The 24,070-nt window shown below is 73.3% G+C and carries 21 protein-coding genes and 3 pseudogenes; 14 read left to right on the plus strand and 10 right to left on the minus strand.

The features are described from left to right. Positions 1–19: 19 nt before the first annotated feature. Complete coding sequence (locus tag I6A81_RS11855) at positions 20–2,794, plus strand: SpoIIE family protein phosphatase (protein WP_307874613.1); 2,775 nt, start codon at positions 20–22, stop codon at positions 2,792–2,794. Between the two features lie 50 nt (positions 2,795–2,844). On the opposite strand, the pseudogene I6A81_RS46495 reads toward I6A81_RS11855, so the two are convergent. Further along, a pseudogene (locus tag I6A81_RS46495) lies at positions 2,845–2,998 on the minus strand (Tn3 family transposase); the annotation flags it as partial. Positions 2,999–3,224: 226 nt separating this feature from the next. Then, complete coding sequence (locus I6A81_RS11860) at positions 3,225–4,043, minus strand: hypothetical protein (protein ID WP_203005096.1); 819 nt, start codon at positions 4,041–4,043, stop codon at positions 3,225–3,227. Between the two features lie 665 nt (positions 4,044–4,708). Here I6A81_RS11860 and I6A81_RS11865 point away from each other — a divergent pair. From I6A81_RS11865 to I6A81_RS11875, 3 genes are all read left to right on the plus strand, one after another. Then, complete coding sequence (locus tag I6A81_RS11865) at positions 4,709–5,875, plus strand: phosphotransferase family protein (protein ID WP_203005097.1); 1,167 nt, start codon at positions 4,709–4,711, stop codon at positions 5,873–5,875. Positions 5,876–6,021: 146 nt separating this feature from the next. After that, positions 6,022–7,116 carry a hypothetical protein gene (locus tag I6A81_RS11870; protein ID WP_203005098.1) on the plus strand — a complete coding sequence of 365 codons (1,095 nt, stop codon included), beginning with the start codon at positions 6,022–6,024 and terminating at the stop codon, positions 7,114–7,116. A gap of 144 nt (positions 7,117–7,260) precedes the next feature. Further along, positions 7,261–7,596 carry a YnfA family protein gene (locus I6A81_RS11875; RefSeq protein WP_203005099.1) on the plus strand — a complete coding sequence of 112 codons (336 nt, stop codon included), beginning with the start codon at positions 7,261–7,263 and terminating at the stop codon, positions 7,594–7,596. A gap of 7 nt (positions 7,597–7,603) precedes the next feature. On the opposite strand, the gene I6A81_RS11880 is transcribed toward I6A81_RS11875, so the two are convergent. Next, positions 7,604–8,008: a RidA family protein gene (locus I6A81_RS11880; protein WP_203005100.1), complete on the minus strand. Its 405-nt coding sequence runs from the start codon at positions 8,006–8,008 to the stop codon at positions 7,604–7,606. Here I6A81_RS11880 and I6A81_RS11885 point away from each other — a divergent pair. The 4 genes from I6A81_RS11885 to I6A81_RS11900 all read left to right on the plus strand — a co-directional run bounded on the left by I6A81_RS11885 (position 7,996) and on the right by I6A81_RS11900 (position 11,519). Further along, positions 7,996–8,169 carry a hypothetical protein gene (locus tag I6A81_RS11885; protein ID WP_203005101.1) on the plus strand — a complete coding sequence of 58 codons (174 nt, stop codon included), beginning with the start codon at positions 7,996–7,998 and terminating at the stop codon, positions 8,167–8,169. The genes I6A81_RS11880 and I6A81_RS11885 overlap by 13 nt on opposite strands. Before the next feature lie 133 nt (positions 8,170–8,302). Continuing rightward, positions 8,303–8,965, plus strand: coding sequence for a hypothetical protein (locus tag I6A81_RS11890; RefSeq protein ID WP_203005102.1), 663 nt, complete (start codon positions 8,303–8,305; stop codon positions 8,963–8,965). Between the two features lie 274 nt (positions 8,966–9,239). Beyond that, the gene (locus tag I6A81_RS11895; protein WP_203005103.1) at positions 9,240–9,848 is read left to right on the plus strand and encodes an NUDIX hydrolase; all 609 of its coding nucleotides are present in this window, start codon (positions 9,240–9,242) and stop codon (positions 9,846–9,848) included. A 1,044-nt stretch (positions 9,849–10,892) separates the two neighbouring features. Next, positions 10,893–11,519, plus strand: coding sequence for a hypothetical protein (locus I6A81_RS11900; protein WP_307874614.1), 627 nt, complete (start codon positions 10,893–10,895; stop codon positions 11,517–11,519). Between the two features lie 47 nt (positions 11,520–11,566). Here I6A81_RS11900 and I6A81_RS11905 read toward each other — a convergent pair whose 3' ends face one another. Further along, entirely contained in the window at positions 11,567–11,941 is a 375-nt protein-coding gene (locus tag I6A81_RS11905) for a DUF6204 family protein (protein ID WP_203005104.1), read from the minus strand. Positions 11,942–12,082: 141 nt separating this feature from the next. Further along, positions 12,083–12,739 (minus strand): CGNR zinc finger domain-containing protein, encoded by a 657-nt coding sequence (locus I6A81_RS11910; protein ID WP_407661290.1) that lies wholly within the window; start codon positions 12,737–12,739, stop codon positions 12,083–12,085. A gap of 93 nt (positions 12,740–12,832) precedes the next feature. Between I6A81_RS11910 and I6A81_RS11915 the strand changes: the two genes are divergently transcribed. After that, positions 12,833–13,291: a VOC family protein gene (locus I6A81_RS11915; RefSeq protein WP_203005106.1), complete on the plus strand. Its 459-nt coding sequence runs from the start codon at positions 12,833–12,835 to the stop codon at positions 13,289–13,291. Positions 13,292–13,853: 562 nt separating this feature from the next. Then, on the plus strand, positions 13,854–14,075 hold the full coding sequence (locus I6A81_RS11920) for a hypothetical protein (RefSeq protein ID WP_128423244.1): 222 nt from the start codon (positions 13,854–13,856) through the stop codon (positions 14,073–14,075). A 104-nt stretch (positions 14,076–14,179) separates the two neighbouring features. On the opposite strand, the gene I6A81_RS11925 is transcribed toward I6A81_RS11920, so the two are convergent. Then, positions 14,180–15,148 carry a tyrosine-type recombinase/integrase gene (locus I6A81_RS11925; RefSeq protein WP_203005107.1) on the minus strand — a complete coding sequence of 323 codons (969 nt, stop codon included), beginning with the start codon at positions 15,146–15,148 and terminating at the stop codon, positions 14,180–14,182. A 373-nt stretch (positions 15,149–15,521) separates the two neighbouring features. Continuing rightward, a complete protein-coding gene (locus tag I6A81_RS44820; protein ID WP_203005108.1) occupies positions 15,522–16,151 on the minus strand; it encodes a TetR/AcrR family transcriptional regulator in 630 nt (209 codons plus the stop codon). 123 nt (positions 16,152–16,274) lie between these two features. Between I6A81_RS44820 and I6A81_RS11935 the strand changes: the two genes are divergently transcribed. Together I6A81_RS11935 and I6A81_RS11940 are read left to right on the plus strand one after the other, a co-directional pair. After that, positions 16,275–17,222 carry an NADP-dependent oxidoreductase gene (locus I6A81_RS11935; protein WP_203005109.1) on the plus strand — a complete coding sequence of 316 codons (948 nt, stop codon included), beginning with the start codon at positions 16,275–16,277 and terminating at the stop codon, positions 17,220–17,222. Positions 17,223–17,460: 238 nt separating this feature from the next. After that, complete coding sequence (locus tag I6A81_RS11940; RefSeq protein WP_203005110.1) at positions 17,461–18,363, plus strand: NmrA/HSCARG family protein; 903 nt, start codon at positions 17,461–17,463, stop codon at positions 18,361–18,363. 12 nt (positions 18,364–18,375) lie between these two features. On the opposite strand, the gene I6A81_RS11945 is transcribed toward I6A81_RS11940, so the two are convergent. Both I6A81_RS11945 and I6A81_RS11950 read right to left on the minus strand, forming a co-directional pair. Then, positions 18,376–18,555: a hypothetical protein gene (locus tag I6A81_RS11945; protein WP_203005111.1), complete on the minus strand. Its 180-nt coding sequence runs from the start codon at positions 18,553–18,555 to the stop codon at positions 18,376–18,378. After that, positions 18,552–21,596 (minus strand): annotated as a pseudogene (locus I6A81_RS11950) (Tn3 family transposase). Before I6A81_RS11950 ends, I6A81_RS11945 begins: the two are co-directional and overlap by 4 nt. Positions 21,597–21,756: 160 nt before the next feature. Here I6A81_RS11950 and I6A81_RS11955 point away from each other — a divergent pair. Next, positions 21,757–22,767 carry a hypothetical protein gene (locus I6A81_RS11955; RefSeq protein ID WP_203005112.1) on the plus strand — a complete coding sequence of 337 codons (1,011 nt, stop codon included), beginning with the start codon at positions 21,757–21,759 and terminating at the stop codon, positions 22,765–22,767. Between the two features lie 41 nt (positions 22,768–22,808). Here the strand turns inward: I6A81_RS11955 and I6A81_RS11960 are convergent, their stop codons facing one another. Next, positions 22,809–23,264 carry a carboxymuconolactone decarboxylase family protein gene (locus I6A81_RS11960; protein WP_203005113.1) on the minus strand — a complete coding sequence of 152 codons (456 nt, stop codon included), beginning with the start codon at positions 23,262–23,264 and terminating at the stop codon, positions 22,809–22,811. Between the two features lie 287 nt (positions 23,265–23,551). Between I6A81_RS11960 and I6A81_RS43230 the strand changes: the two are divergent. Then, positions 23,552–24,070, plus strand: a pseudogene (locus tag I6A81_RS43230) (sigma-70 family RNA polymerase sigma factor); the annotation flags it as partial.

The raw sequence follows: 24,070 nt of genomic DNA on the forward strand, positions 1-24,070 counted from the left end.
GGAAAGCATGGGAACGCGCGTGACCGACAGGACCGCAGGGGCTCAGCCTGATCCTCGGCAGGCCCTGTCCGGCGACGCCGGTGACCGGGTGGGGCCGGACCCGCGGGCCACGAGCGGCGAGGTCCTGGTGGACCTGTGCCTGCCGGACGCGGATGTGCGCGCCGTGCCCAGGGCGCGGCGGCTGGTGACGGCCACCGTGGCCGGGGTGACGTCGCGCCGCGAGCCACGCGCGGATGCCGCAGTGGTCGCGGTCGAGCTGCTCACCAACGCGCTGCTGCACGCCGCTCCACCCGTCACGCTGCGGCTGGTGGCCGATCGCGGGCGGCTGCGGGTGGAGGTGGCGGACGCGAGCCCGGTGGAGCCGGTGCGGCCGCGGGCGAGCTCGGAGGCGCTGACCGGGCGCGGGCTGCTGGTCGTGGACGCGCTCGCGGCCCGCTGGGGCATCAGCTCCGACGGCGCCGGCGGGAAGGTCGTCTGGGCGGAGCTCGACCTCGCGGACGTCGCCCCGGCCGTGCGCGGCGCGCCGCCCGCCGCCGGACGGGTGGCCGACGAGCCGGCGGACGGGCCCGCCGCCGTGCGGGCGTTGCCTTTGCGGGCGGCCGCGGCGGGTGGGCCGGCGCGTTACCCGGTCACCCTGCCGGACGTGCCGACGGATCTGCTGCTGGACGCGAAGAGCCACGTCGACAACCTGGTCCGCGAGTTCACGCTGGCCGCCGGCGGGGCGGCCAGCGGGGAAAGCGGCACGGTCGCGGCTCCGCTGGCCCGGTTGATCTCCGTGGTCACCACCCGGTTCGCCGAGGCCCGCCAGGAGATCCGCCGCCAGGCGCTGGCCGCGGCCTCCGCCGGCGCGGCGCGGACCAGCCTGCGGCTCGCGCTGCCGCTGTCGATGGCGGACGCCGCCGAGGAGTACCTGGACGCGCTCGACGCCGCGGACCAGTATGCCCGGGCCGCCCGGCTGCTGACGCTGGAGTCCCCGCCGCGGCACTGGGCGTTTCGCCACTGGTACATCTCGTCGCTGGTCGCGCAGCTGCGCGCCGCGAGCCGCGGCGAGCCGGCGCCGGTGACGCCGACCTTCGAGGAGCACCTGCTCGGGACCCTGGAGGAGGTCGCCGAGGCGCGGCGCGCGGCGGAACGCGGCGCCCGGCTGCAGGCGGTGACCGCGGCGCTGGCCGCCGCGACGAGACCCGAGCAGGTCGCCCAGGTCGTGCTGACCGAGGGTGTGACGGCGCTCGGCGCGAGCGGCGGCAGCCTGCTGGTGCCCCGCGACGGTGACCTGCTCGCCGTGCCGGGCGCGGTCGGCTACCCGGACGAGCTGGTCGCGCAGCTGCGCGCCGAGCGCCGCGACGCCGACCTGCCGGCGGCGGAGGCGATCCGCGAGGGGCGGGCGGTGTGGCTGGAGTCGGTGCAGGAACGGCACGGCCGCTTCCCCGGGCTGCGGCTGCTGGAGCCGAGGGCGGTGTCGCTGTGCGCGCTGCCGCTGGCCGTGGGCGGCCAGGTGCTCGGCGCGCTGCGGTTCTCGTTCGACTATCCGCGGCTGTTCGGCCTGGAGGACCGGGAGTTCGCCGAGACGCTGGCCGCGCAGACGGCGCTGGCGCTGGAACGGGCGCGGCTGATGGCCGCCGAGCGCCTCGCCAGGGCGCGGGTGACGTTCCTGGAGGAGGCGACGGGGCGGCTGACCGCCCGCCTCGACGAGGGCGCGACGCTGCGGGAGCTGGTCGGGCTGCTCGCGCCGGCGCTGACGGAGCAGGCCGCGGTGTACCTGCTGGAGCCGGGCGGCGGCGCGCGGCTGGCGGCGCAGGCCGGCGGCGAGGCGGGCGGGCTCGACCCGGCGCGGGAGGCGACGATGGGCCTGGCCGCGCGCGGCGGCCGGCCGGTGGCCGCCGCCGACGCGGGTTCCGGCGGCGCCGGGGCGGTGCTGGCGGTGCCGCTGCGGGTGCACGGCGAGACGGCGGGGGTGCTGGGGCTTCGCCGCGCGGCGGGCACGAACGGGTTCAGCGCCGACGAGCGGAGCCTGGTCAGCGACGTCGCCGACCGGGCGGCCGTCGCGCTGGCCCACGCCCGCACCTACCAGCGGGAACGCCAGACCGCGCTGACGCTGCAGCGCAGCCTGCTGCCCCAGCGGATGCCGGCCGTGCGCGGGGTGACGTTCGCCTGGCGGTACCTGCCCGCCGGCGCGGGGGCGCTCGTCGGGGGCGACTGGTATGACGTGCTGCCGCTGGACGACGGCACTCTGGCGCTGGTGATCGGGGACGTGATGGGCCGCGGCATCCAGGCGGCGGCGACGATGGGGCAGCTGCGGGCGAGCGCGCGGGCGAACGCCGCGGCCCGGCTGCCGGCGGGGATGGTGCTCGGCCAGCTCGACGCGGCGGTCAGCCGGCTGGAGCAGGAGCAGATCACGACCGCGGCGATGGCGGTGCTCGACCCGGTGGCCGGGACGCTGCGGGTCTCCTCCGCCGGCCACCTGCCGCCGCTGGTGGTGTCCCCGGCGGGGGAGGCGCGGTTCGTCGACGTGGAGGCGGGGCCGCCGCTGGGCGTCGGCCTGTCCGACGGCTGGGCGTCGTACCCGGAGACGACGGTGGCGTTCCCGCCGGGCAGCATCCTGCTGCTCTACACCGACGGGCTGGTCGAGGACCGTGAGCGGCCCGTCGAGGAGGGGATGACGGCGCTGCGCGCGGCGGCCGCGGGTGTGGGCGGGGCGGAGCAGCTGTGCGAACGGGCGGTGTCGGCGCTGGCCCCGGCGGGTGGCAACGACGACACCGCGCTGCTGGCGGTGTCCCTGTCTCCCGGGCGGTAGCCCGCCGCCCGGATAGGCCCGCCTGTAGCTTCCAGCGAAAAGACGACGGTGCCGAGTTCGAGCATCGCCTGGTAGACGGGGTGGGAGGCGTTGCGAGTGAAGCGGCGCAGGATCGCCTCGTGCCGACCCGGATCGCGGTGGCGTACTTGACCGGCATGTCGTAGTTCTGCCGATGAGATCCCAGCGGATCGGCCGGGTCATCGCCGTCCCGCCGTTCCCTGCTCCGTTTCTCCCCGGACCCCGTGCTTGTCGGGGGTTGGGCTTGCGGGACTGCTGGAGTCGGCATCCACGGGCGGACGCCGACCCCTTCGGCCGCGCGGTTGTTCAGTTCTTCGGAGGAGATCCTGGCCAGTTATCACCTCCGCCTCTCCATCGTTGCTTCCTGCGTGGAAGGTCGGCGAGAAACCTGCCACCAGTTGCAAACGCAGAGTTACCTATGCTGCCGGTTATTCCAGGCCCGTCTGGCGGCCAGTCTGGCCGTGTCCCGCGCCGTTTCGTCCGGGTTTGCGAGATCGTAGACGGGTCGGCCGTCGAGGGGATGGGCCAGGGTCACGCGAAGACGCCAGAGTCTTTCGGGGGACCCCTGGATGACCCTGGCCCGCCTGCCCGGGGGCGACGGGACGAATTCGCCGGGTAGTGGTGGCGGGGCGTGGGCCGGATCGATGCCGACCGACATCAGCACGTCCAGACGGTCGGTCAGTTCCTGGACCTGCACGCTGGCCGGGACCTCTCCCCGGCCGCCGCGGATGGAGAGCAGTAGTTGGGCACCGTCGTGGCTCACCTCGACCCGGTCGACCGGGTGCTCCCACGGGGCGACGGCGTGGGGGTTGGGGGCGAGGAGTCGGGTGAGCCAGGCGGGGTCGGTCGTCGGTCCGATCAGCCTCCCACCGGGTAGGCGCGCATCCTTGCGGAGTGTTGCGCCCGGCCGTGCCGCGGTCCTGTTCAGTTCGGATACCGGATAGACGCCGAACGTCCGTCCTGGCTCGAATCCGGCGGAGATGGCGTGAGCCACAGTCACCGTCTCTGGGTCGGCGTGCGGCGGGGGTTGTTCCGGGATCCAGGCCGTCCAGGGGCGGGGCGGAGCGTCGTCGTCGAACTCGCCGGTGATCGACCGGGAGTCACCCCAGCCCCTTTTCGAGGCCGCTGTTCTCAGCAGTTCCGAACTCTCGGCGGGGGTGAACTGCCAGTTGGTGAAAGGGAGCAGCGGAGTGGTGGTGACGTCGAACTTCCGGCCTAGGTTCACCACCACTCCGCCGTCCTTCAGGTTCGGTCGATCCCCTGCTAGACAGGGTCGGTCAGGGCCGATGTGCCGATGGCGTTCTGGATGTCCTGGTCGAAGGTGTAATAGAAGCCACCGTCGGTCGGGCGCTCAAGTATATCTTCGTCTGTGACCCAATTCCTTTTTTCGACTATTACCGCTGCCCAGGCCGGAGATCATCGCCATGGATATTGATCTCCAGCGCGGTCAGATCCTGAGGCCGAGTGGGAGCAGTGCGCGTCCGACCCGCCAGGGATCTTGCGGCGCATGTTGCTGTCTGTCACTGGCGCCATGCGCGCCTGGGTCCACCTGTCGACCAACCGGCAGAAGCTCGAATGCGCCAGATGTGGGCAGCCGCCGCCCTCGGCATCCCCGCCGGCGAAGCTGCCACCGGCCCAAGCCCGCGCTGCCGAGGAGCGCTGTCGTCTGCCGGTTGAGGTGAGGGGTGAGGCGCGGGCGTCCTGAAGCGCGCCGCGGGCGAGGACGGTGTTCCGGGTCGAGGCCGGTGGCCGGTCGCGCGTGCGAGGCCGGCGCGCGCCGGTGTCGGGACCAACGCCGGCGTGCCGGGTGATTGACACGACCACGGGACGGGGTTAGAACGGGTTTCAGTTTTCCCGTGACCTGGATCACGGTCTCACGGCAGGAAGGGGATCGGTGTGCAGGCCGCGGAACGCGACCCCGAGTTAGTCCGCGCCCATCTCGCGGAATGGCTGGCCCTCCGGCTGGCCGGCGCCGAGGACGGCGTGACGGTCGGGCCGCTGACCAGCCCGGAAGGGCTGGGCTTCTCCAACGAGACCCACCTGTTCGACGCCACCTGGGGCGACGGCGATCAGCGGGTGGTCCGGCGGATGGTGCTGCGGATCGCCCCGACCGTCTACCAGGTGTTCCTCGAACCCCGGTTCGAGGAGCAGTACCAGGTCATGGTCGCGCTGACCGGCGTCGACGAGAACCTGCCCGTACCCGAGCTGTTCGGCTACGAACGCGACCCGTCGGTGCTGGGCGCCCCGTTCTTCGTGATGGGCGCCGTCGACGGCCGGGCGCCGAACGACAACCCGCCGTACCACGTGTCCGGCTGGGTGCACGACATCACCCCGGCCGACCGGGCCGCGATGTGGTGGGGCGGCGTCGACACGCTCGCCCGCGTCCACCGGCTCGACCCGCGCACGCTGGGCCTGGGGTTCCTCGACAGCCCGCGCCGCGGCCGCGCCGGCATCGACCAGCAGCTGCGCTACTACGAGGAGATGCTCGACTGGGCGGGGGCGAAGGTGTTCGACACCCCGCCGGAGCCGCTCGCCACCGCCCGTGACTGGCTGCGCGCCCACCAGCCCGCCGAGCCCGACCCGCCGGTGCTGCTGTGGGGGGACGCCCGGATCGGCAACATCCTGTTCGACGACGCGTTCCGGGTGGCCGCGGTGCTCGACTGGGAGATGGCCGAGCTCGGCGCCCCGGAGACCGACCTCGCCTGGTTCCTGTTCCTCGACCGCCACCACAGCGAGGGCTGCGACGTGCCCCGCCTCGACGGTTTCCCGACCCGGGAGCAGACCATCGCCCGTTACGAGCAGCTGCTCGGCCGGCCCGTGCGCGACCTGGACTACTACGAGGTCTTCGCCGCCTACCGCTTCGCCGTCATCATGCTGCGGATCATGGTGATGTTCGTCGAGCTCGGGATGATGGACCCCACCACCGACATGATCACGAACAACACGGTGAGCCGGATGCTCGCGACGCTGCTCGGCCTGCCCGCCCCCGGGCCGCCGCCCGCGCGGACCGGGCAGCCAGCGACCGCGCCGACGACCGTGCCCTCGGCCGCCCCGGCCAGCTGACCGGCCCCACCCGACGACCGGCCCCTGACCGGCCCGGCGGGCCGGCCACCGCGGGTCCGCGCGGGCGCCGGCCCACCGTCCGTCCCCGCCCGCCGGCGCCCGCCACCTCGGGCGGGCGCCACGAGACCCGCCCAGGAGCGTCCCTCGTGCTGTCGCCGCTCGACGACTACCCCGTCCACCAGATCCCGGCGCCGGTCCGCGAGGTCGCCACCTCCGACCGCAACTTCTACGACCGCTACTACTTCAACTGCGGCTCCCACGACGGCGACACCTTCCTGGTCCTGGGCCTCGGCCAGTACCCGAACCTCGGCACCGCCGACGCGTTCGCGCTGCTGCGCCGCGGCGACGAGCACCGCGTCGTGCGCGCCTCGAAGGAACTCGGCGCCGACCGGCTCGACACGAGCGTCGGGCCGCTGCGCGTCGAGGTCGTCGAAGGGCTGCGCCGGCTGCGGTTCGTCGTCGAGCCGAACGACCACGGCCTGTCGCTGGACCTGACGTTCACCAGCGCCATGCCGGCGACCCTCGAACCCCGCCAGATCCTGCGCGGAGCCGCGAACCGGGTCATCGTCGACGCCTGCCGGCTCGCCCAGACCGGCCGCTGGTCGGGCACCTTCACCGTCGACGGCCAGACCACCGAGGTCACCCCCGACCGCTGGTGGGGCACCCGGGACCGCTCCTGGGGGATCCGCCCCAGCGGCGAGGGCGAGCCCGCCGGCCGGCCAGCCGACTTCCACACCCTGTTCTGGCTGTACCTGCCGATCCAGTTCGCCGACCACACGGTCATGGTGATCGTCCAGGAGGACGAGGCCGGCAACCGGTCCCTGGAGGAGGCCCTGCTCCTCTGGCCCGAGGAGACCGGCAAACCCGCCGAACAGCTCGGCCGCCCCGACTTCACCATCGAGTTCCACCCCGGGACCCGCGTCCCGAAGTCCGGCACGATCCGGTTCACCCGCCGTGACGACAAGCTGCCCGAGATCACCGCCGAGATCCTCGTCACCGCCCACCTCGGCGTCGGCACCGGCTACGGCTTCGACCCCGGCTGGCGCCACGGCATGTACCAGGGCGCGCTCAAGGTCGACGGGGAGACCGTCGACCTCACCGACCCGGCCCAGCAGGGCCGCCTGATCGGCATCACCGACAACTTCGCCCGCTTCACCCGCGACGGCCAGGTCGGCTACGGCCTGTTCGAGCTCCTCGCCGTCGGCCCGCACCGCACCACCGGCCTGACCGGCTTCCTGTAGAGGCGGACGCCGGCACCGCGCCGGGTCCGGCCGCCCGGACCCGCCCCGGCCGGCCGGGGCGTGCGCGGCGGCGGGTAGCGTCGGGGCGCGGGCCAGCCCAGGTCCGCGCCCGTCCCCGCCGCCGTCCGAGAGGGCTGCCAGCCCTTGCCTGTCGCCCGTTCCCTCGCCCTGTTCGCCCTCGCCGCCGTCTGCGAGATCGGCGGCGCCTGGCTGGTCTGGCAGGGCCTGCGCGAGCACCGCGGCCCGCTGTGGATCGGCGCGGGCCTCGTCGCGCTCGGCCTCTACGGCTTCGTCGCCACCTTCCAGCCCGACGGGAACTTCGGCCGGGTCCTGGCCGCCTACGGCGGGGTGTTCGTCGCCGGGTCGATCCTGTGGGGCGTCGTCGCCGACGGCTACCGTCCCGACCGGTTCGACGTCGCCGGCGCCGTGGTCTGCCTCGCCGGCATGGCTCTGATCATGTACGCCCCGCGCGGCGGCTGACCGCCGCTCAGGACCCGACGAAGGCGAGCGCCTCGACCTCCAGCAGGAGCTCCGGGCGGAACAGGGCCGCCACCTGCACGGCCGTGCTCGCCGGCGGGCGGGCCGGGTCGATCACCGCGTCGCGGGCCGCGCGGACCGCCGGCAGGTGCGCGACGTCGACGACGAAGTACGTCAGCTTCACCACGTCGCTGAACGTCGCCCCGGCGGCGGTGAGGCAGCGGCCCAGGTTCGCGAACACCTGGATCGCCTGCGCGGCCGGGTCACCGGCGCCGACGACCTGACCGGCCGCGTCGAGCGCGACCTGCCCCGAGACGGCGACGAGCCGGCCGGTCCCGGTCACCACGTGGGTGTAGCCGACCCCGGGAGCGACTCCCTCGGGCGCGGCGATATGCGTCAGGTGTGACGATCCCATCCGGGAAGTATCTCCCGCCGCGCCTGCCGGTCGGCTCCGACGCCGTCGACGCCGTGCTCGCGCACCTCGACGCGGTGCGCGCCGACATCGGCGCGTGGCAGACCCGGGCCCGCGACACCGCGTTCGGCCCGGCCGCCACGGACACCCCTCGCGGCGCCTGACCCCGGCCCGCGCCGACGGTCCGCGGGCCTTCCAGAAACGGGACCAGAACGGGACCAGACAGGACCTGGACCGCTTTGTCGGCAGCGCGACTCGGCTTTCACCCGCCCCGTTGGGCCCTACTAAGGTGCGGCTGTGCGGATACGAGCGACGCGGACACGGGCGGTTGCATCGACGGCGGTCGGCCTGCTCGCCGCGGTGACCGTGGCGGCCTGCAGCGCGACCAGCACGAGCGACGCGCCGCCCAGCACCCAGGCCCCACCGGGGACGAACAGCACCGCCACGGCGTCGGCGACCCCCGGGGCCACCGCGACGGGCATGGCGAGCCCCGGCGGGAGCGTGCCGGGCGGCTCGTTCACCGCCCCCAAGTCGGCCTGCGACCTGGTCGACGTGGCCGCGCTCGAACGGGTCAGCGGCCGGTCCGGACTCGAACTGCGCAACGTCTCCTCCGGCACGCAGCTGGCCTGCGCGGTCACCGACGGCTTCGTCCCCGTCGGCGCGGTCACCCTCGCGATCCGCGAGGCCCCCGCCGGCGTCGACGCCCGCAAGGAGCTCGACGACACCGTCGCCGCCTCCGAGTACGGCAGGGACAACGTCCAGGAGATCCCCGGCCTCGGCGCCGCCGCCCGCTACGGGACCTCGCCGAGCATCGCCGGCCTGACGTTCGCCTCGATCTACGTCATCGACCTGCGCGGCTCCCAGCTCGCCAGCCTGTCGATCTCCATCGACGCGGGTGACCCCGCCACCGCCAAGGACCCCGTCGTCACCCTCGCCCGCGACGCCCTCGCCAAGATCTGACCCGCCGGCCGCGGCCCTTCCCGTCCGGCCGCCGCGGGTAGACCCGTCGCCGGACGTCGACAGGCATCGCGATGCCCTTTCGGATGTCTGTCGACGGGGTGTCGGACCGGGCGTCCCTTCCCTGTCGACATGTATTATTTTAGCGCATCCGGTTCGGGCTCGCCGTCCCCTCGGCGCGTTTTTATCGGCACCGCGAATTGCCACGAGAAAACGCGGAAAGAAGGCGCGGCCGATACGCCCTGCGCGTCAACCTTGTACCGGTATCATGCCGACCATGAGGCTGGACTTCGCGTGGTCCGACGACGGCGTCTACCACCAGTACTGCCTGCGCTGCCACGCCGAAGCGGTGCAGCGTACCTACGACGACGAGGGGCGCACGTTCTACCAGTGCGCGGCCTGCGGGCAGACCGCCGAGCGGTCGATCGTCCTCGACCCTGCCATCACCTGGTGGGTAGCTCCCGACGGTGAGTACTGGCACGAAAGCTCTGGCGTCTTTCTACGCAACCCCTCTGGCCAGTTCCTCTTCTACGAACGCACCATCTTCCCGTTCGCGCTCACCGTGCCATCCGGACACGTGGACACTGGAGAACAGCCAGCCGCCTCCGCCGCCCGCGAGGTCAAGGAAGAAGTCGGTATCGCCCTGACCGGCCTCACACTGATCGGCACCGACGACGTCCTCGGCGACTCCTGCCGCCGCGGCGCCGATGCCCATCGGTGGCACGCATTCCTCGCCCCAGTCGTGGACCTCACCGTGGAGGTCGCCGAGGAAGGGCGCCGCCCTCTCTGGCTCACCCTGGACGAGGCCGCCGCTCGCGACCTCACCGTGCCCGTACGCCATGCGATCAGCCTCTACCGCCACCAGCTCCAGCAGACCGCCCGCTAGGCAGTGACGGGGTCCGGTAGATACGGGGACCGACCGCCCAGGCCCTGGGACTGCCCATATGCCACCGCGACGATCTCCGCGAGTGGCGGTCAGGTCTGGCCCCGACCCCAGACTGGCGGGCCCACCACGAGCAGAGCTGGGCTCAGCCCGATCTCGCTATCGGCACCGGCGAGACGCTTGCCGAGCTCACCAATCCGCGCAAGAACCGCCGTCTGTGATCTTGCAACGTCAACATCGCCCACGACAACGATCCTGGCCGCCACGCACGGCACTTGGATTGCCCGCGCTCCTCGCCCTTGGGCTTTCGATCGACTGTGTCTTCTGGCTGTCGATGCCCATGCCCGCGATATAAAAGATCATCTTCGACGAGCCTCACCTGCGCGCCGCCCTGGGCCCGGGCCTCGAGGACCCCGACTGGGTGCATCCCAACGGCCAGTCCCGCTGAGCCACTCGCATGCCGCCCACCGCGGCGTTCGGCGCGCGGCGGCGGCCCGAGGCCGGCAGCTGGAACAGGCCCGCTAACGCCACTGACCGTTCGGTTGCTGCTCAAGCCCCGGGTGGCGACGACCGTATGGGACTGACGGCCGACCTCCGGCCACCGCGGGTCCGGCCGTACCGACGTCATCGTCTCCACCGGCGGGCCGCAACTGGCCTACGTCGCCCACGGCGCCGCCGTCGGTACCACCTGGGCCATCAGCGGCGGTGGCCTGCTCGCCGTCACGGCGATGCTCGCCACCGCCCTGCGCTTCCCCGCCTTCTGGCGCTACCGGGCATCCCCCGAACCCGACGGCGACGGCCCGGCGCCGGTGTCCCCTGACCCTGCCAGGTGACGTCGCGTGCCCGTCGTCGCGACGACCATCATCCGGGTGGGTGGGCAGGCGCCGGTCACGTGAGGCCCGTTCCACCCGGATCACCCGAAGCCGCAGGCGTTATTGGCGGTGAAAGCGGGCAGGCACGCCGTGGATGGGCGAATCGGTGCCCATCGGTCAGATCGACTCGGCGGAGGGTGCGCAGATGCGACGCCGAACGGCAGGAACCCGGGCGGTGGGAGCGGTCGCCGTGCTGGGCACCCTGGTCACCATCATGGGCTGCGACGCGGTCGATTCCACGTCCGAGCCGGGGGACAGGACCACTCCCGCGACCACCACGGCACCCGGCACGCCGGCCCCCCGTCCGGCCGGGCCGTTCGCCCTGCCCGCCTCGGCCTGCGACCTGGTCGAGGCGGGCACGGTCGAGCGGGTCGCGGACCGTACCTCGGTGGGCCTGACCCCGCTGGGCGGGTCACCGACCGGTCGGATCCACACGGTGCTGACCTGCGCGTTCACGGACGGAGTGCTGCCCGTCGGGCTGCTGACCGTCGACGTCCGCGACGCGACGGCCGGCAGGTCCGCCGCCGAGGAGCTCGACGAGTCACTCGCCGGTGGCCTGTACAGGACGGACGACGCCCAGGACGTGCCCGGCCTGGGAGACGCGGCCAGGTACGGCACGGCCCTCGACGTCGCCGGCCTCACCTACGCCACCGTGTGGGTCGTCGCGCTCGGCGACGGGCAGGTCGGGGACCTCACGGTCACCGTCGCCTCCCGCGCGCCGGAGGCCGCCCGCGACGGCGTCATCGGCATCGCCCGCGCCGCGCTCACCGAGCTCGACCGCCAGGACACCACCGCCGGGTGACGCCCCGGCGATCGGCTCCAGCGGCGCGGCCCAGCGGCGGGCGGCGCTCAGCCGGTCCGGCGGGCCTCGCGGCGGCCCCGGCTGCCGAGGGCCATCTCGGCGAGATCCTCGGCCGAGGCGCGCAGGTCGCGGTAGCCGTAGCCACGCTCGTCCAGCCACGCCCTGGCCGCGCGCTCGGCGCGGGCGGCCGCGGCGTCCAGCTCCGCGACCGGATCACGGTCGTCCTCGTCGGGCCGGACGTCGAGGAACCGGAACGTGAAGAACGGCCGGGCGGCGAGGTCGTAGGACAGATGGCCCTCGGAGGTGAACGCCGCGTGCAGCACGTCGTGCTCCGAGGCCTTCCCCAGCAACTCGGCGCGCTGGGCGTCGGACAGCCCGTCGAACATGCCCCGGACGGTCACCCGGTAGGTACGGCCACTCATCGGCCGATCGAACCACGTCGGGTGGGCAGATCGCCCACCATTTTCGGCCCGGCGTCAGCCGCCCGCGCCCACCGCCGCCGACGCGCCCGCCCGCGCGCGACCCGGTCGGGCGACGCGCGCGGCGCGGCGTCCGCCCGGCCGTCAGCCGGCGTCCGGCGGCGGGACACGGCGGGCCCGCAGGGCGGCGACCTTGTGGCGGTTGCCGCAGTGCTCCATGGCGCACCAGCGGCGCCGGCCCGGCCGGGAGGTGTCGACGTAGAGGAGGTGGCACCTGGCGCCGGCGCACGCGCGGATCCTGCCCCGGTAGGGGCCGGTCAGCAGGTCGACCGCGTCACGGGCGACGGTCGCGAGCAGGGCCGGCCCGTCGCCGACGGCGGCGGCGTCCGGGCCGCGCGGGGACCAGCCGGCGGGACGGGCCCAGAGCCGTTGCCCGCCCGGGCCGGCGGCGGACGCCAGCGGCGGGCGGGCCGCGAACGCGTTGACCCTCGCCAGGTCGTCGCCCGCGACCGGCAGGATCGCCGTCACCTCGTCGTCACCGGCGACCTCGGCGGCGACCCGGAACAGGGCGTCGCGCAGCCGCCGCGCGTCCGCGACGTCCGCGTCGGCGATCTCCAGGGCGGGCGGCGGCCCAGGCGGGAGGGCGAGCCGGGACCGGGCGGCCCAGGCAGCCAGGTCGGCCGGGGCGCGCAGCGTCTCGAACCGGGCGAACGGGCCGGGACCGCCGGTGGTGAGCAGTTCCAGGCACAGCGCGCCCGGGTCGAACCAGTAGGTCACCCCGGAGCCGGACCGCATCGGCATCCCCGGTTGCCTGCCCGGCGTCGTCGGCGGATCCGACGGCGTTTCGGGCTCGGGGGTTGTCGACGACGTCATGTAACCAGTATAACCGGTTACATGACGCCTCTGCATTGGAAGCTCGTCATCGACAGCCGGGACGCGGCCACGCTCGCGGACTTCTGGGCCGCCGCGCTCGGCTACGCGGTGGAGGACCCGAGCCCGCTCGTCGCCCGCCTGCTGGCCGCCGGCCACGTCGGCCAGGACGCGGTCACCGAACACCACGGCCGCCAGGTCTTTCGCGGGTTCGCCGCGGTCCGCCACCCCGACGACCCGTTCGACGAGGTCAGCGGCATCGGGAAGGGCCGCCGGCTGCTGTTCCAGAACGTCCCCGAACCCAAGAACGGCAAGAACCGGCTCCACCTCGACCTGCACGCCGAGCCCGGCGGTCTCGACACGCTCGTCGGACGGCTGGAGGAGCTGGGCGCGACCCGCCTGCGCGAGGTCGACCAGGGCCCCGCCGGCCACTGGTGGGTGATGGCCGACCCGGAGGGCAACGAGTTCTGCGCCGCCGGCTGACCGTCCGGCGGGTGGCGCGCCCGAAGTGTCCGCGAGAACGCGGGCTTGGGACCGCGCTTCGACGGACACTCGCGGTCCGCCGGGACTCTGGTCGGCTGGTGGGGCCTGGACACCCGGGGCCGAGAACGGGCAAACCCTGGCTGATGCGGCACCAACGCCAGTGGCACCGGGGCGCGCCGAAAGAACTGCTCCCGGCGCCGAAATGGGGGTCGAGGAAGAACTGGGCAGGATTGAACGGTTGGCAGGCGGTTGCGGCCGGTCCCGCGCGCGGCGAATCGGGGCCGCGGCGCGCAGCGTGCCGCCGAGATCCGATCCGCGGAGCGTCTGTGCCAGAATGAGCGTGCTCACTGAGCGCCTTCGTCCGGGGCAACGCCCGGCCACGTGACCCGAGATCACCAGAAGGCACGTCACGCGCGAGGTTCCGCCCTGGTCCACATGCGCATTAGAAAATCCAGGGTCGGCTCCGGACGGCGATCGAACAAGATCGTCGGGACCGGTCTCCTCAGCGTGACGGAAAATGGCCGCCCCGTCAGCGCGGAAGGAACGCGCTGACGGAGACGACGTGCCCTTCGATCTGCTCAATGCCCGGCTCTTGGCCGGCGCTGGGCTTCTCCCGCTGCTCTACCTGCTGCTGGTCGCGACGGTCGCTCTCACCGCCGTGTACACCCGTGATGGCACCCGCCGTCGGACAGCGCTCCAGGTGCTGCAGATTCTTCTGTTCCGACGCCAGAAGCCTCCTGGCCGGCGGGCCTCACGGAGGCAGGACACCACGCAGGGTTCATAGGCGGTGGTGATCAGGATGCCGATACTCGCGGCGCATCGCCGTGATGATCTGAGGCGTCTCGCCGGTGGTGATGATCTAAAAAAAGGGGTTGGCGCGGCCGGGCCTCATGAGTCGCCGGGGAGGAGTTCGACGGCGCGCAGGCGGTCGGCCTCGGTGGGCTTGGTGTAAACGCGGGTGGTGTCAGTGCGCGCGTGGCCCAGAAGCTCGGCGACGAGGACGAGGTCGGCGCCGCGGCGCAGCATGGCGGTGGCGAAGGTATGCCGCAGGACGTGCGGGCCCAGATCGTCGATGCCGACGGAGCGGCCGAGGTCGGCGACGACCTGGTCGACAGTGCGGGTCGAGAGGCGGCGGCCATAGCGGTTGAGGAACAGCGCGGGGTCGTTGTCGGCGTTCGGCCAGGTGGCCCGGGCCCGTTTCCAGTCGCTCAGTGCCCGGCGGCCGCGGGGGTTGGCCGGAATGGTGCGGGGCTTGCCGCCGTCGCGGCCCTTGCCGGCCCGGACATGGACGGCGCCGGTGCGGGCGGTCACGGGGACGTCGTCGACGTCGAGCGCGACGAGCTCGGCGCAGCGGACGCCGGTGTTGTAGAGCAGCTCGACGATTGTGCAATCGCGCAGCGAGGGCAACCGTTCGGCGGCGCGCAGCACACGGCGGGCCTCGTCGTCGGACAGGGCGCGGGGGGCTTGCTCGGGTAGGTCGGCCCGGTCGACGACGGCGCGGCCGAGGTGGCGCCAGGTGAAGAAGTGGTCGAGCGCGGTCAGGTGCGCGTTGACGGTCGCGGGGCGTTTCTTCGCGACGGTGAGCAGGTGGGCTCGGTAGTCGCGGACGGCGAAGTCGCGGGCGTGGGCGTCGGACAGCGGGTCGGCGCCGGTGGGGTCCGCGGTGGTGCCGTCGGTGTCGAGCCAGCGCAGGAACCCGGCGACCCGGGAGGCGTAGGCGCGCCGGGAGTGCTCGGCGAGCCGGACGTGGTCGAGCTCGGCGCGGTAGGAGGCGAACAGCTCGGCGTACCGGTCGGGTGGGCGTTCGCCGCCGCGCCGGCCGCGGCCGGTGGGTGGGGCGGTGGCGCTGGTCGTCACCAACCACGTCCTTCCGACTTCGCGTCCCGGTATCAGAACCATTCCGCCGACGACAGTAGCGCCGTTCGGCCGCAGTATCAGAACCAAACGGCCACATTGGTTCTGATACTGGTAGGTATCAGAACCAGAGGGCGGAGAAGGAACGAGCGAGCGGATCCGCGAACGCGAGCCTGCAGCGCTGCTGACAGTTCAGTGGGCGGCGTCAGTTCCGTTCAGCGGTGACGACACGGTTCTTCAGTGGGTGCGTCACGGTTCTTCGGTGGCCTTGCACCGGGTCGTCCGCGCGGGTTCGTAGCCTGGCGGGTCTCGCATGAGGGAGGGACGACCGCGGGTGATCATTTGGCCGGGCGCGGGCACGGCGCGGTGCTGAGGGTCATCGGAGCAGGGGCATGAGGACGCCGTCGACGATCTGTGCGATGTCGTCGTCGCTGATCGGGCGATCGTGGACGACTCCCCAGTGGACGAGAAGGGCGATGGCGGCGGAGACCGCGATCGTGCGTCCGTCCTGCGGGTGCTTCCGTTGGGGGGGCAGGTCGCCGCGCTGCACGGCGTGGTCCAGCACGCCTGCGAGAGCCTGGTGCAAGGAGTCGACGTAGCGCACTCGGATGAGGCTGCACAGCTCCGGCTCCTGGCGGGCCGTGTCCAGCAGGGCCGAGACCAGGTCGACCCGAGAGGTGTCCTGGCTGCCCGTGATGCTCGCCAGGGTGGCGAAGAGTTCCTCGCGCAGGCGCCCGCTCCCGATGACGACCGGCACGACGTCGTCGGTGAGTCCCGCGTGGCCGAGGGCTTCCGCGGCGAGTTCAGCGCGCGACTGCCAGCGTCGGTACACGGTCGCCTTGCCCACCCCGGCTCGTGCCGCGGCCTTGTCCATGGTCAAGGCCGGGTAGCCGCCCTCGGCGAGCAACTCCGTCGCCGCGCGCAGGATCTGGGCGTCCCGGGCGGGGTCGCGGGGCGGTCCGGAGCCGCCGGGAGGCCGCCGCAGCTGCGCACCGGGCTGGGGCACGGGGCTCTCCTCGCGGACTGGGACTGTTTTGTTTTGAGTATAGCTAGCTGCTAACGTCGCCGAAGACCCGGAACATCCTCGTCTCGGGTTGAGGTGCACGAGTGGCGATAGTGAGGTGGCGCAGTGAAGGCCGTAGGTTTCACCGAGTTCGGCGGCCGCGAGGTCCTGCGGGTGCTGGAGCTGCCCGAACCGCACGCGGGACCAGGGCAGGTGCGGATCAAGGTGGCCGCCGCCGCCGTCCACCCGGCCGACGTCAACATCCGCACCGGGCTCTCCGCCAAGTACAGCCCGGAGGCGAACCCGCCGTCGGAGGTGCACGTCGTGGGGTGGGAGGTGGCCGGGACGATCGATGAGGTCGGGGATCGGGCACGTCCGGAGTTGACCCTCGGCACCGAGGTGATAGCGGTGACGGAGCCGAAGCTGGCCCTGGGTGGACAGGCGCAGTACGTGGTCGTACCGACGGAATCGGTGGTCCGCGCCCCGCAGGGGGTCGACCTGACGGCGGCCTCGACCTTGTTGATGGCCGCGCTGACCGCGCAGATGGGCCTGGACGCGCTGGCCCTGGCCCCGGGAGCGACGGTGGCGGTGACCGGTGCCGCCGGCGGGATCGGTGGTTACGCCGTGCAGTTGGCCAAGGCGGCCGGGCTGACGGTCATCGCCGATGCCGCGGACAAGGACCGTGATCTCGTCACGAGCCTGGGTGCCGATCACGTGCTCCCTCGCGGCGACGGGTTCCCCGACGGGGTCCGCCAGCTGCGCCCCGACGGCGCGGACGGGGTCATCGACGGCGGGTCGGTGGGTGCGGCGGTGGCCGCAGCGGTGCGCGACGGTGGCGTGATCGCGACCTTCAAGGGGTTCACCGGCGACACCGACCGGGGTGTGAGCTGGTTCCCCGTCTTCGTCTACGACCGCATCCGGGACACAGCAACCCTGACGCGGCTGCGCGACCAGGCTGAGTCCGGTGTCCTCACGCTCCGCGTCGCGGGGAGCTACCCGCTTGAACAGGTCGCCGAAGCGCATCGGCTCATCGAGGAGGGCGGGGTGCGGGGGCGGCCCGTGCTGGTGTTCTAAGGCAAGGCCCCAGTACCCCTGCCACGTCAGTCCTGGCCGGCGTGGCGATGCTGCGCCGCGTTCGACGGTCACTGGCCGACCTGCGCTCAGACAAACCTTCCATCCGCCGCACTCACAACTCGATACGTTTACGACTCGATACCAATCTGTCTCTAGTTCACGGGTCCAATGCCTGGATCTTAGAGAACGCGATCAAGCGAAAGTAGGGCTTGCCATGACATCCAGCGACAAGGCCAAGGTGCTGGTCACCGGGGCAACCGGAATGCAAGGCGGCGCCGTCGCCTACGCGCTTCTGCGAGCAGGACACCCCGTCACCGCGTTGGTGCGCAACCCCTCCTCGGCCCCCGCCCAGGCCCTGGCCGGACAGGGTGTCGTCCTGGCTACCGGGGACCTGGAGGACGTCGCCTCCCTGCAGGCGGCCGGCGTCGGACACGACGCGGTCTTCTCGGTGCAACTGGCCGGTGTCGACCCGGCCGATCCCGGCGCCGAGGCCCGCCAGGCCAGCAACATCGTCACCGCGGCCCGGGGCGCCGGCATCACTCAAATCGTGCACACGTCGGTGTCGGCGACCGGGTGGCGCACCCAGCACCCGCAGGTGGAAGTGACCGACCCGTTGATGAAGGAGTACTGGAACCAGAAGGAGGAGACCGAGGAAGTGATCCGGCGCTCAGGGCTGCCGCGCTGGACCATCTTCAAGCCCGCCTGGTACATGGAGAACTTCCTCTCACCCAGGCAGGAGTACATGTTCCCCGACCTGCCTCAAGGCAAGCTGGTCGTCGCGTCCCAGCCGCAGACGGTGCTGGCGCTCATCTGCGCCGACGACTTCGGTGCCGCTGTCGCCGCCGCCGTCGCCGAGCCCGACAGGTTCCACGAAGCCGAGATCGAGCTCGCCAGCGATGCGCTGACGTTCCCGGAGATGGCCGAAATCCTCTCCCAGGTCACCGGCCGCGAGATCAAGACCGACTTCATCTCCCTGGAAGAGCGGACGCAGCGCCACGGCGCACCCGCAGCGTTCGGCGACGTCTTCAACGACCGTGTCGGCTACCCCGCACGCCCCCACCACGCCTCCGGCTACGGCCTGACCACGACGACCTTCGCGCAGTGGGCAGCGCGGCAGGACTGGCGCACCGTGACTGCCTGAACGCAACTGAACTTATGCAGCGAGGTCATCAAAATGCTGGTCAACGCCTGCGAGATCGGCTACATGGCCACGCTCAACGACTTCCGGGACGGCGACCTCGACCCGCACCGGTTCGTGGAAGGTGCCGGCGTCCTGCCGGTCGCGGCCGATCCTCGGGACCAGCCTGGCCCCGCTTGCCTGGTCGTCGGTCACAGTTCCTCCGGGTCGTGCTGGTCGGGGTCACGTAACGGACGCAGGTCGGTGCCGCCGGGCGGGGCGGAGAAGGAGTAGCGGCCCAGGCAGTTCAGGTGGGCGTGGCCGAGCGGGGACAGCCGGGCGACGTCGGTGTCGGCCACGGGCCGGCCGGCCACGCGCAGCGCGGTGACCGCGGCGTCGAGGTAGCGGGTGTTCCACAGCACGACCGCGTTGAGGACCAGGCCCAGCGCGCCGAGTTGGTCCTCCTGGCCCTCCCCCGATAGGCCTGGCGCAGTTCGCCGCGCTGCCCGTGGAAGATTTTCCGGGCGAGGCGGTGGCGGGACTCCTGGACGGTGAGCTGGGTGTTCACCGCGCGGCGGTAGGTCTCGTCGACCGGGTCGACGAGCGCGAGCAGGTGCAGGGTCTTGGCGATCCGGCCGTACTCGGCGAACGCCTGCCCCAGCGGGGACGGGTGCCCGTCGCGGCCGAGCATCCGCAGCAGGTCGTAGGCGCGGACCTGGTTGGTGACCAGCGAGCCGGCCACCCGCATCATGTCCGGCCAGTGGGCGCGGACACGTCCCAGGTCGACGCGGTGGCGGGCGACCGCGTTGAGCGGCCCGTAGTCGCCCTCGACGTCGCCGGGCAGTGTCGCGCGCCACAGCCGCTGGTCGGACAGGTCGGCGATGCGCGGCGAGAACCGGTAGCCGAGCAGGCGGAACAGGCCGAAGACGATGTCGGAGTAGCTGGCGGTGTCGGTCGCGACCATCTCCGGTTTCGGCCCGGCGTCGAGGTTGAGCAGCGTGTCCAGGATGTAGAGCGAGTCGCGCACGGTGCCAGCAACGACGACCGCGCCGATCCCAGCGACCTGGTCGTTTACTGCGTTCAGCCAGGTCACGCCACGTTTGAGGCCGAAGTAGCGGGGGCTGGGCCCTGCGTTGATCGTGCGGACCGGGACGACGAACCGCAGCCCGTCGACGGAGGCGACCAGCCCACCGCCCCAGGCCTGGGCGAGCCCGATCTGCGCCTGGGCCGTGATCAGCGCCGCGTTCGCCGCGGCGTGGGTGTCGGCGGGCAGGTAGTTCTGGTCGACGTGGGAAAGCCGGTCGCGGCTCAGCGCCGGATCGCCGGGCTTGGTCACCGGGGTCAGGCCGACGTTGCAGGCCTCGGCGACCAGCAGTGCCGCCAGCGAGATCGGCAGGTCCCGCATCCGCGCGGCCGCGCCGGAGACGTGGACGTAGGCGTCGAGGAACCCGGTCCAGGAGTGGACCTCCAGCAGCAGGTCGGGCAGGTCGACCTCGGGCAGCATCGCCGCGGCCGTCGCACGGAACTCGACCAGGCTGCCCGGCTCGCCGAGCGCCTCCAGGCGGCTCACCGCCAACCGCATCCGCCCGTCAGCCGCGGGCTCGATCCGCACCTGACTGTCCGAGCCAGCCTCGGTAAGCCGGTCGGCGGTCTGCCGCCACATCGCGTCCAGCGAGCCGGCGAGCTCGCGCAGATGGGTCTCGACCGGGGCGGCCAGGCCCAGGCCGGCGAGGACCTCGCCGCGAACCCGATCCCAGACCTCGCCGGCGAGCAGCCGGGCTCGCGGGTCCGCCCAGCGCTGCGAGCGCAGGGCGAACACGTCCCGGCGGCGCAGCGCCCGATGCAGCTGCTCGAGCACGCACAGGACGTAGCCGTCGCGGTCGACCGTGCCGGCCGGCAGGCCCGGGTTGGCCAGCACCACCCGCCGCCACACCGGCACCACCAGGTCGACGTCGACCTCATCCGGGCGGATCCGCCGCCGGCCGACCAGCTCCGGCAGCCCGCGCATCGCGTCCAGGACCGGCTGGCCGTCCCCGGTCGCCGCCAGCGGCAACGCCTCGGCCAGCAGCGGCAGGAACGGGCGGACAGTGCCGTAGTGGCGGGCCAGCTCGGCCCGCATCGTCGTCTCCAGACTGGCGTCGTCGGGCACCAGCTCCTCGACGAGCGCGGCGGCCTCCAGCACCCGCTCGCGCGGGGCGACCTGCTCGACCACCGCCCACGCCGCGGCGACGTCCAGGGCCTCGCCGTCCGTGTCGGACAGCAAGCCCAGCAGCGCGGCCGCCGCGCCGGCGAGCGTGACCGAGGCCTTCTCCAGCCGGGGAAGCACCGCGAGCCGTTCGCGCTGAGCGGCGCGGCGCGCCGGGTTGAGCAGCTTCGTGGCCATCAGCACGTCGAACAGGTCCAGCGCGTCGTCGACCGCCGCCGCCTCCAGCCCGCGCACCGTGGCCAGCAAGGTGGCCGTGCGCCGCGGCTCGGTCAGCTCCCGCAGCAGCGGCGCCTTCGCCGCGAGGCCATAACGGGCCAGCGTCGTCAGCCGGTTCGCCGGCACCACCGACACGTCGACCTCACCGGCGCCGACGGCGATGACGTCGCCGGCCCTGGCTAGCGCCCGCTCCAGGCTCGGGCCCGACGTCCGCGTCGGCGGTCGCCGCATCCGCTCCAACTCGCTGACCCGGGTGCCCGGCGCGCGCGGCCGCGCCGGCGAGCTCCTGGTGCAGCCGCTCGGTGTCCTCGGTCCGCACCGACACCACGAGCCGGGCCAGAAGGCTCGCCCCCGGCAGCAGCACCTGGTGGCGGCGCAGCCAGGCGACCGCCTGGCCGAACAGCGCGACCGGCCCCTCGGCGTGCGTCCACGCCCGGCCCGCCAGAAACGTACGCAGCTCAACGCCGGCCTGCGGGTCGGTGAAGTCCTTGTAGCCGCGGGCGGCCCGGATCTCCCGGGCGTGCTCGTTCGCCGTCGGCACCCGCTCGGTGTACCGCTTCACCACCGACGAGTCCGCGATCCCCAGTTTGCCCGCGAGGTAGTCGACCACCGACCACGGGACGTCGAGCGGGTCAGTCAGGAACGTCCCCAGGTAGCGCACCGTCCCGAGCTGGAGCGCGAACCCCAGTCGCGAGTGCTCGCCGCGGTGCCGGCCGACGAGATCCAGGTCGTCGTCGTCCAGGAAGAAGAACCGCTCCAGCTCGGCTCGGGTGGGCTCTCCGTCGAACCGCCCGTACGCCGCAACCTGCTCATCCGTGAGGAACTCCACCGGCACACGCAGATCATCGACCCGACGGCGGGCGGCGGCCGAGCCGGCCTAAACGTTCAATCCTGCGCGGTACTTCCTCGACCCCCGAAATGCGGCGCAGGAGGCGCGGGCGGCTCGACTTTGGTCGGCGGCGGCGGGCGGCCAGGGCCACCGGAGGAATGGCCGCATGGCGGGTCCCGAGACGGCCGGGACGCGGCAGCCTGGCGGCATGCGATTCGTGCTCGCGGGCGCGCTGATGGCGCTCTCGCCGTTCGTGGCGGAGTTCCTCGCGTTCGGGACGGCCGACCGGCTCGGCCTGATCGTGTTCCTCGCGCCGATGTACGGCAGCGGCGCGCTGCTCATCCGGGAGGCCGCCCGCCGCACCGCGCGCCCCTGGCCGACGGTGGCGCTGCTCGGCGCCGTCTACGGCCTGGCCGAGGCGGGCCTGATCGACATGAGCCTGTTCAACCCGGCGTACGAGGGCACCGAGGACTTCACCCACCCGACCCGGCTGCCGGTCCTCGGCGCCAGCGCCTACTACCTGCTGGCGTTCGTCGGCGGGCACGTCGTGTGGAGCATCGGTGTCCCGGTCGCGCTCGCCGAGGCGCTCGCCCCCGCCCGGCTGCGCCACCGGCCGTGGCTTGGCCGGCCGGGCCTGGTCGGCGCCGGCCTGCTCTACCTGGGCGGCGCGGCGCTGATCCACGGCGACCTCGCGGACGGGTTCGTCCCCTCGCCCGCCCAGGTCACCTTCGTCGTGGTGGCCGTCACGGCCTGCCTGGCCGCCGCCTGGACCTGGCGGCACCGGGCCGCCCCGCGCGGCGAGAACCCGCCCGCCGCGGTGTGGCTCACCGGCCTGGCCGCGTTCGCGGTGACGGCCGGCTGGTGCCTGCTTCCCGTGTCCTGGCCAGGGGTCGCCGGGCAGCTCGGCCTGCTCGTCCTGGCCGGCGCCCTGCTCGCCCGGGCCTGCGCGCGCACCCGCTGGACCGACGCCCACACCCTGGCCCTGACCGCCGGGGCGCTGGTCACCTACCTCGGCGTCGCCCTCGTCTACCCGGTCGCCGACTACCCCGGCGACCACGCCAACCCGGCGACCGAACGGCTCAGCGAGGCGCTGTTCGCCCTTCTCGTGGCCGCCCTCGTCACCCTGGGCGCCCTGCGGCTGCGCGCCCCACGCCTGCCGGAGACCCAGGCCCGGTAGCGGCTCGCCGGCCGCGCGCCACGGCGTGACGAGGCCTGGGACTACTGGTAGACGCCGGCGACGTGGTGGGTGGCGACGTTGAGCCGGTTCCACACGTTGATCTGACCGATGGCCAGCAGCAGCGCGGCGAGCTGGGTCTCGTCGTAGTGCCGGGCGGCCTCGCCGAACACCTCGTCGGTCACCGGGTCGCCCTGGTCGGCGACCCGGGTCACGGCCTCGGTGAGCGCGAGCGCGGCCCGCTCGGCGTCGGAGAAGAACGGCGCGTCCCGCCAGCCCGCCACCGTGTCGATGCGGTCGTCCGGCTCACCGGCCTTGCGCAGCGCCGCCGCGTGCATGTGCAGGCACCAGGCGCAGCCGTTGATCTGGCTCGCCCGCAGGTTGACCAGCTCGATCGTCTGCTCCGGCAGGCCGGTGCCCTTCACCGCCTCTCCCAGCGCGTGCAGCGCCTTGAGCGCCGCCGGGACGACGTACACCGGATGCTTCATGCGTGCTTCCACGGGAACCTCCTGTGAACTCGCGCCCGGGCGGTCACATCCGCCCGGCGTCAGCGGTCAGTCCTGTGACCCCACGCGACGAAGGAACGTGACCGATGCGCGAACGTGACGGCCACCACGCCGAGCAGCCCGCCGAGCACCCCCACGGCGCCGACCCCGGCCCCGCGGCCGCCCGCGGCGAGGCCGCCGCGGGCGCCGGCGGACCGGGCCCGGACGAGGCCGGCCACCACGGCGCCGGCGAGACCGCCGAACCCGGGGCGGGTGGCGGGCCGGCGGGCGACCGGGACTGGCTGGCCGGGCGGTTCGAGGAGCACCGGGGCTACCTGCGGTCCGTCGCCTACCGGATGCTCGGCTCGTTCACCGAGGCCGACGACGCGGTCCAGGAGGCCTGGCTGCGCCTGGCCCGGTCCGACGCGGACAGCATCGACAACCTGCGCGGCTGGCTGACGACGGTCGTCGGCCGGGTGTGCCTGAACGCGCTGCGGTCACGGGCCGCGCGGCGCGAGGAACCGGTCGACGACCGGCTGCCCGACCCGGTGGTCACCCGGCCGGACGAAGCACCCGGCCCCGAGCAGGAGGCGGTGCTGGCCGACTCGGTGGGGCTCGCGCTGCTGCTCGTGCTCGACACGCTGACCCCACCGGAGCGGCTGGCGTTCGTGCTGCACGACCTGTTCGGGGTGGCGTTCGACGAGATCGCCCCGATGGTCGGCCGTTCCGTGGACGCCTCCCGCCAGCTCGCCAGCCGAGCCCGGCGCCGCCGGGGCGGGGGGCGCCCGGGGGGGGCCCCGGCCGCGCCCCGCCCCCCCCCC

It is taken from the genome of Frankia nepalensis (assembly GCF_016786325.1).
Lineage (GTDB): Bacteria > Actinomycetota > Actinomycetes > Frankiales > Frankiaceae > Pseudofrankia > Pseudofrankia nepalensis.

Bases quoted from the DNA above. Each gene is read 5' to 3' on its own strand.
- I6A81_RS11895 (WP_203005103.1), top strand. From the start codon at position 9,240: ATGAGGCTGGACTTCGCGTGGTCCGACGACGGCGTCTACCACCAGTAC.
- I6A81_RS11880 (WP_203005100.1), bottom strand. From the start codon at position 8,008: ATGGGATCGTCACACCTGACGCATATCGCCGCGCCCGAGGGAGTCGCT.
- I6A81_RS11910 (WP_407661290.1), bottom strand. From the start codon at position 12,739: ATGCCGATGCGGTCCGGCTCCGGGGTGACCTACTGGTTCGACCCGGGC.
- I6A81_RS11955 (WP_203005112.1), top strand. From the start codon at position 21,757: ATGGCGGGTCCCGAGACGGCCGGGACGCGGCAGCCTGGCGGCATGCGA.
- I6A81_RS11905 (WP_203005104.1), bottom strand. From the start codon at position 11,941: ATGAGTGGCCGTACCTACCGGGTGACCGTCCGGGGCATGTTCGACGGG.
- I6A81_RS11915 (WP_203005106.1), top strand. From the start codon at position 12,833: ATGACGCCTCTGCATTGGAAGCTCGTCATCGACAGCCGGGACGCGGCC.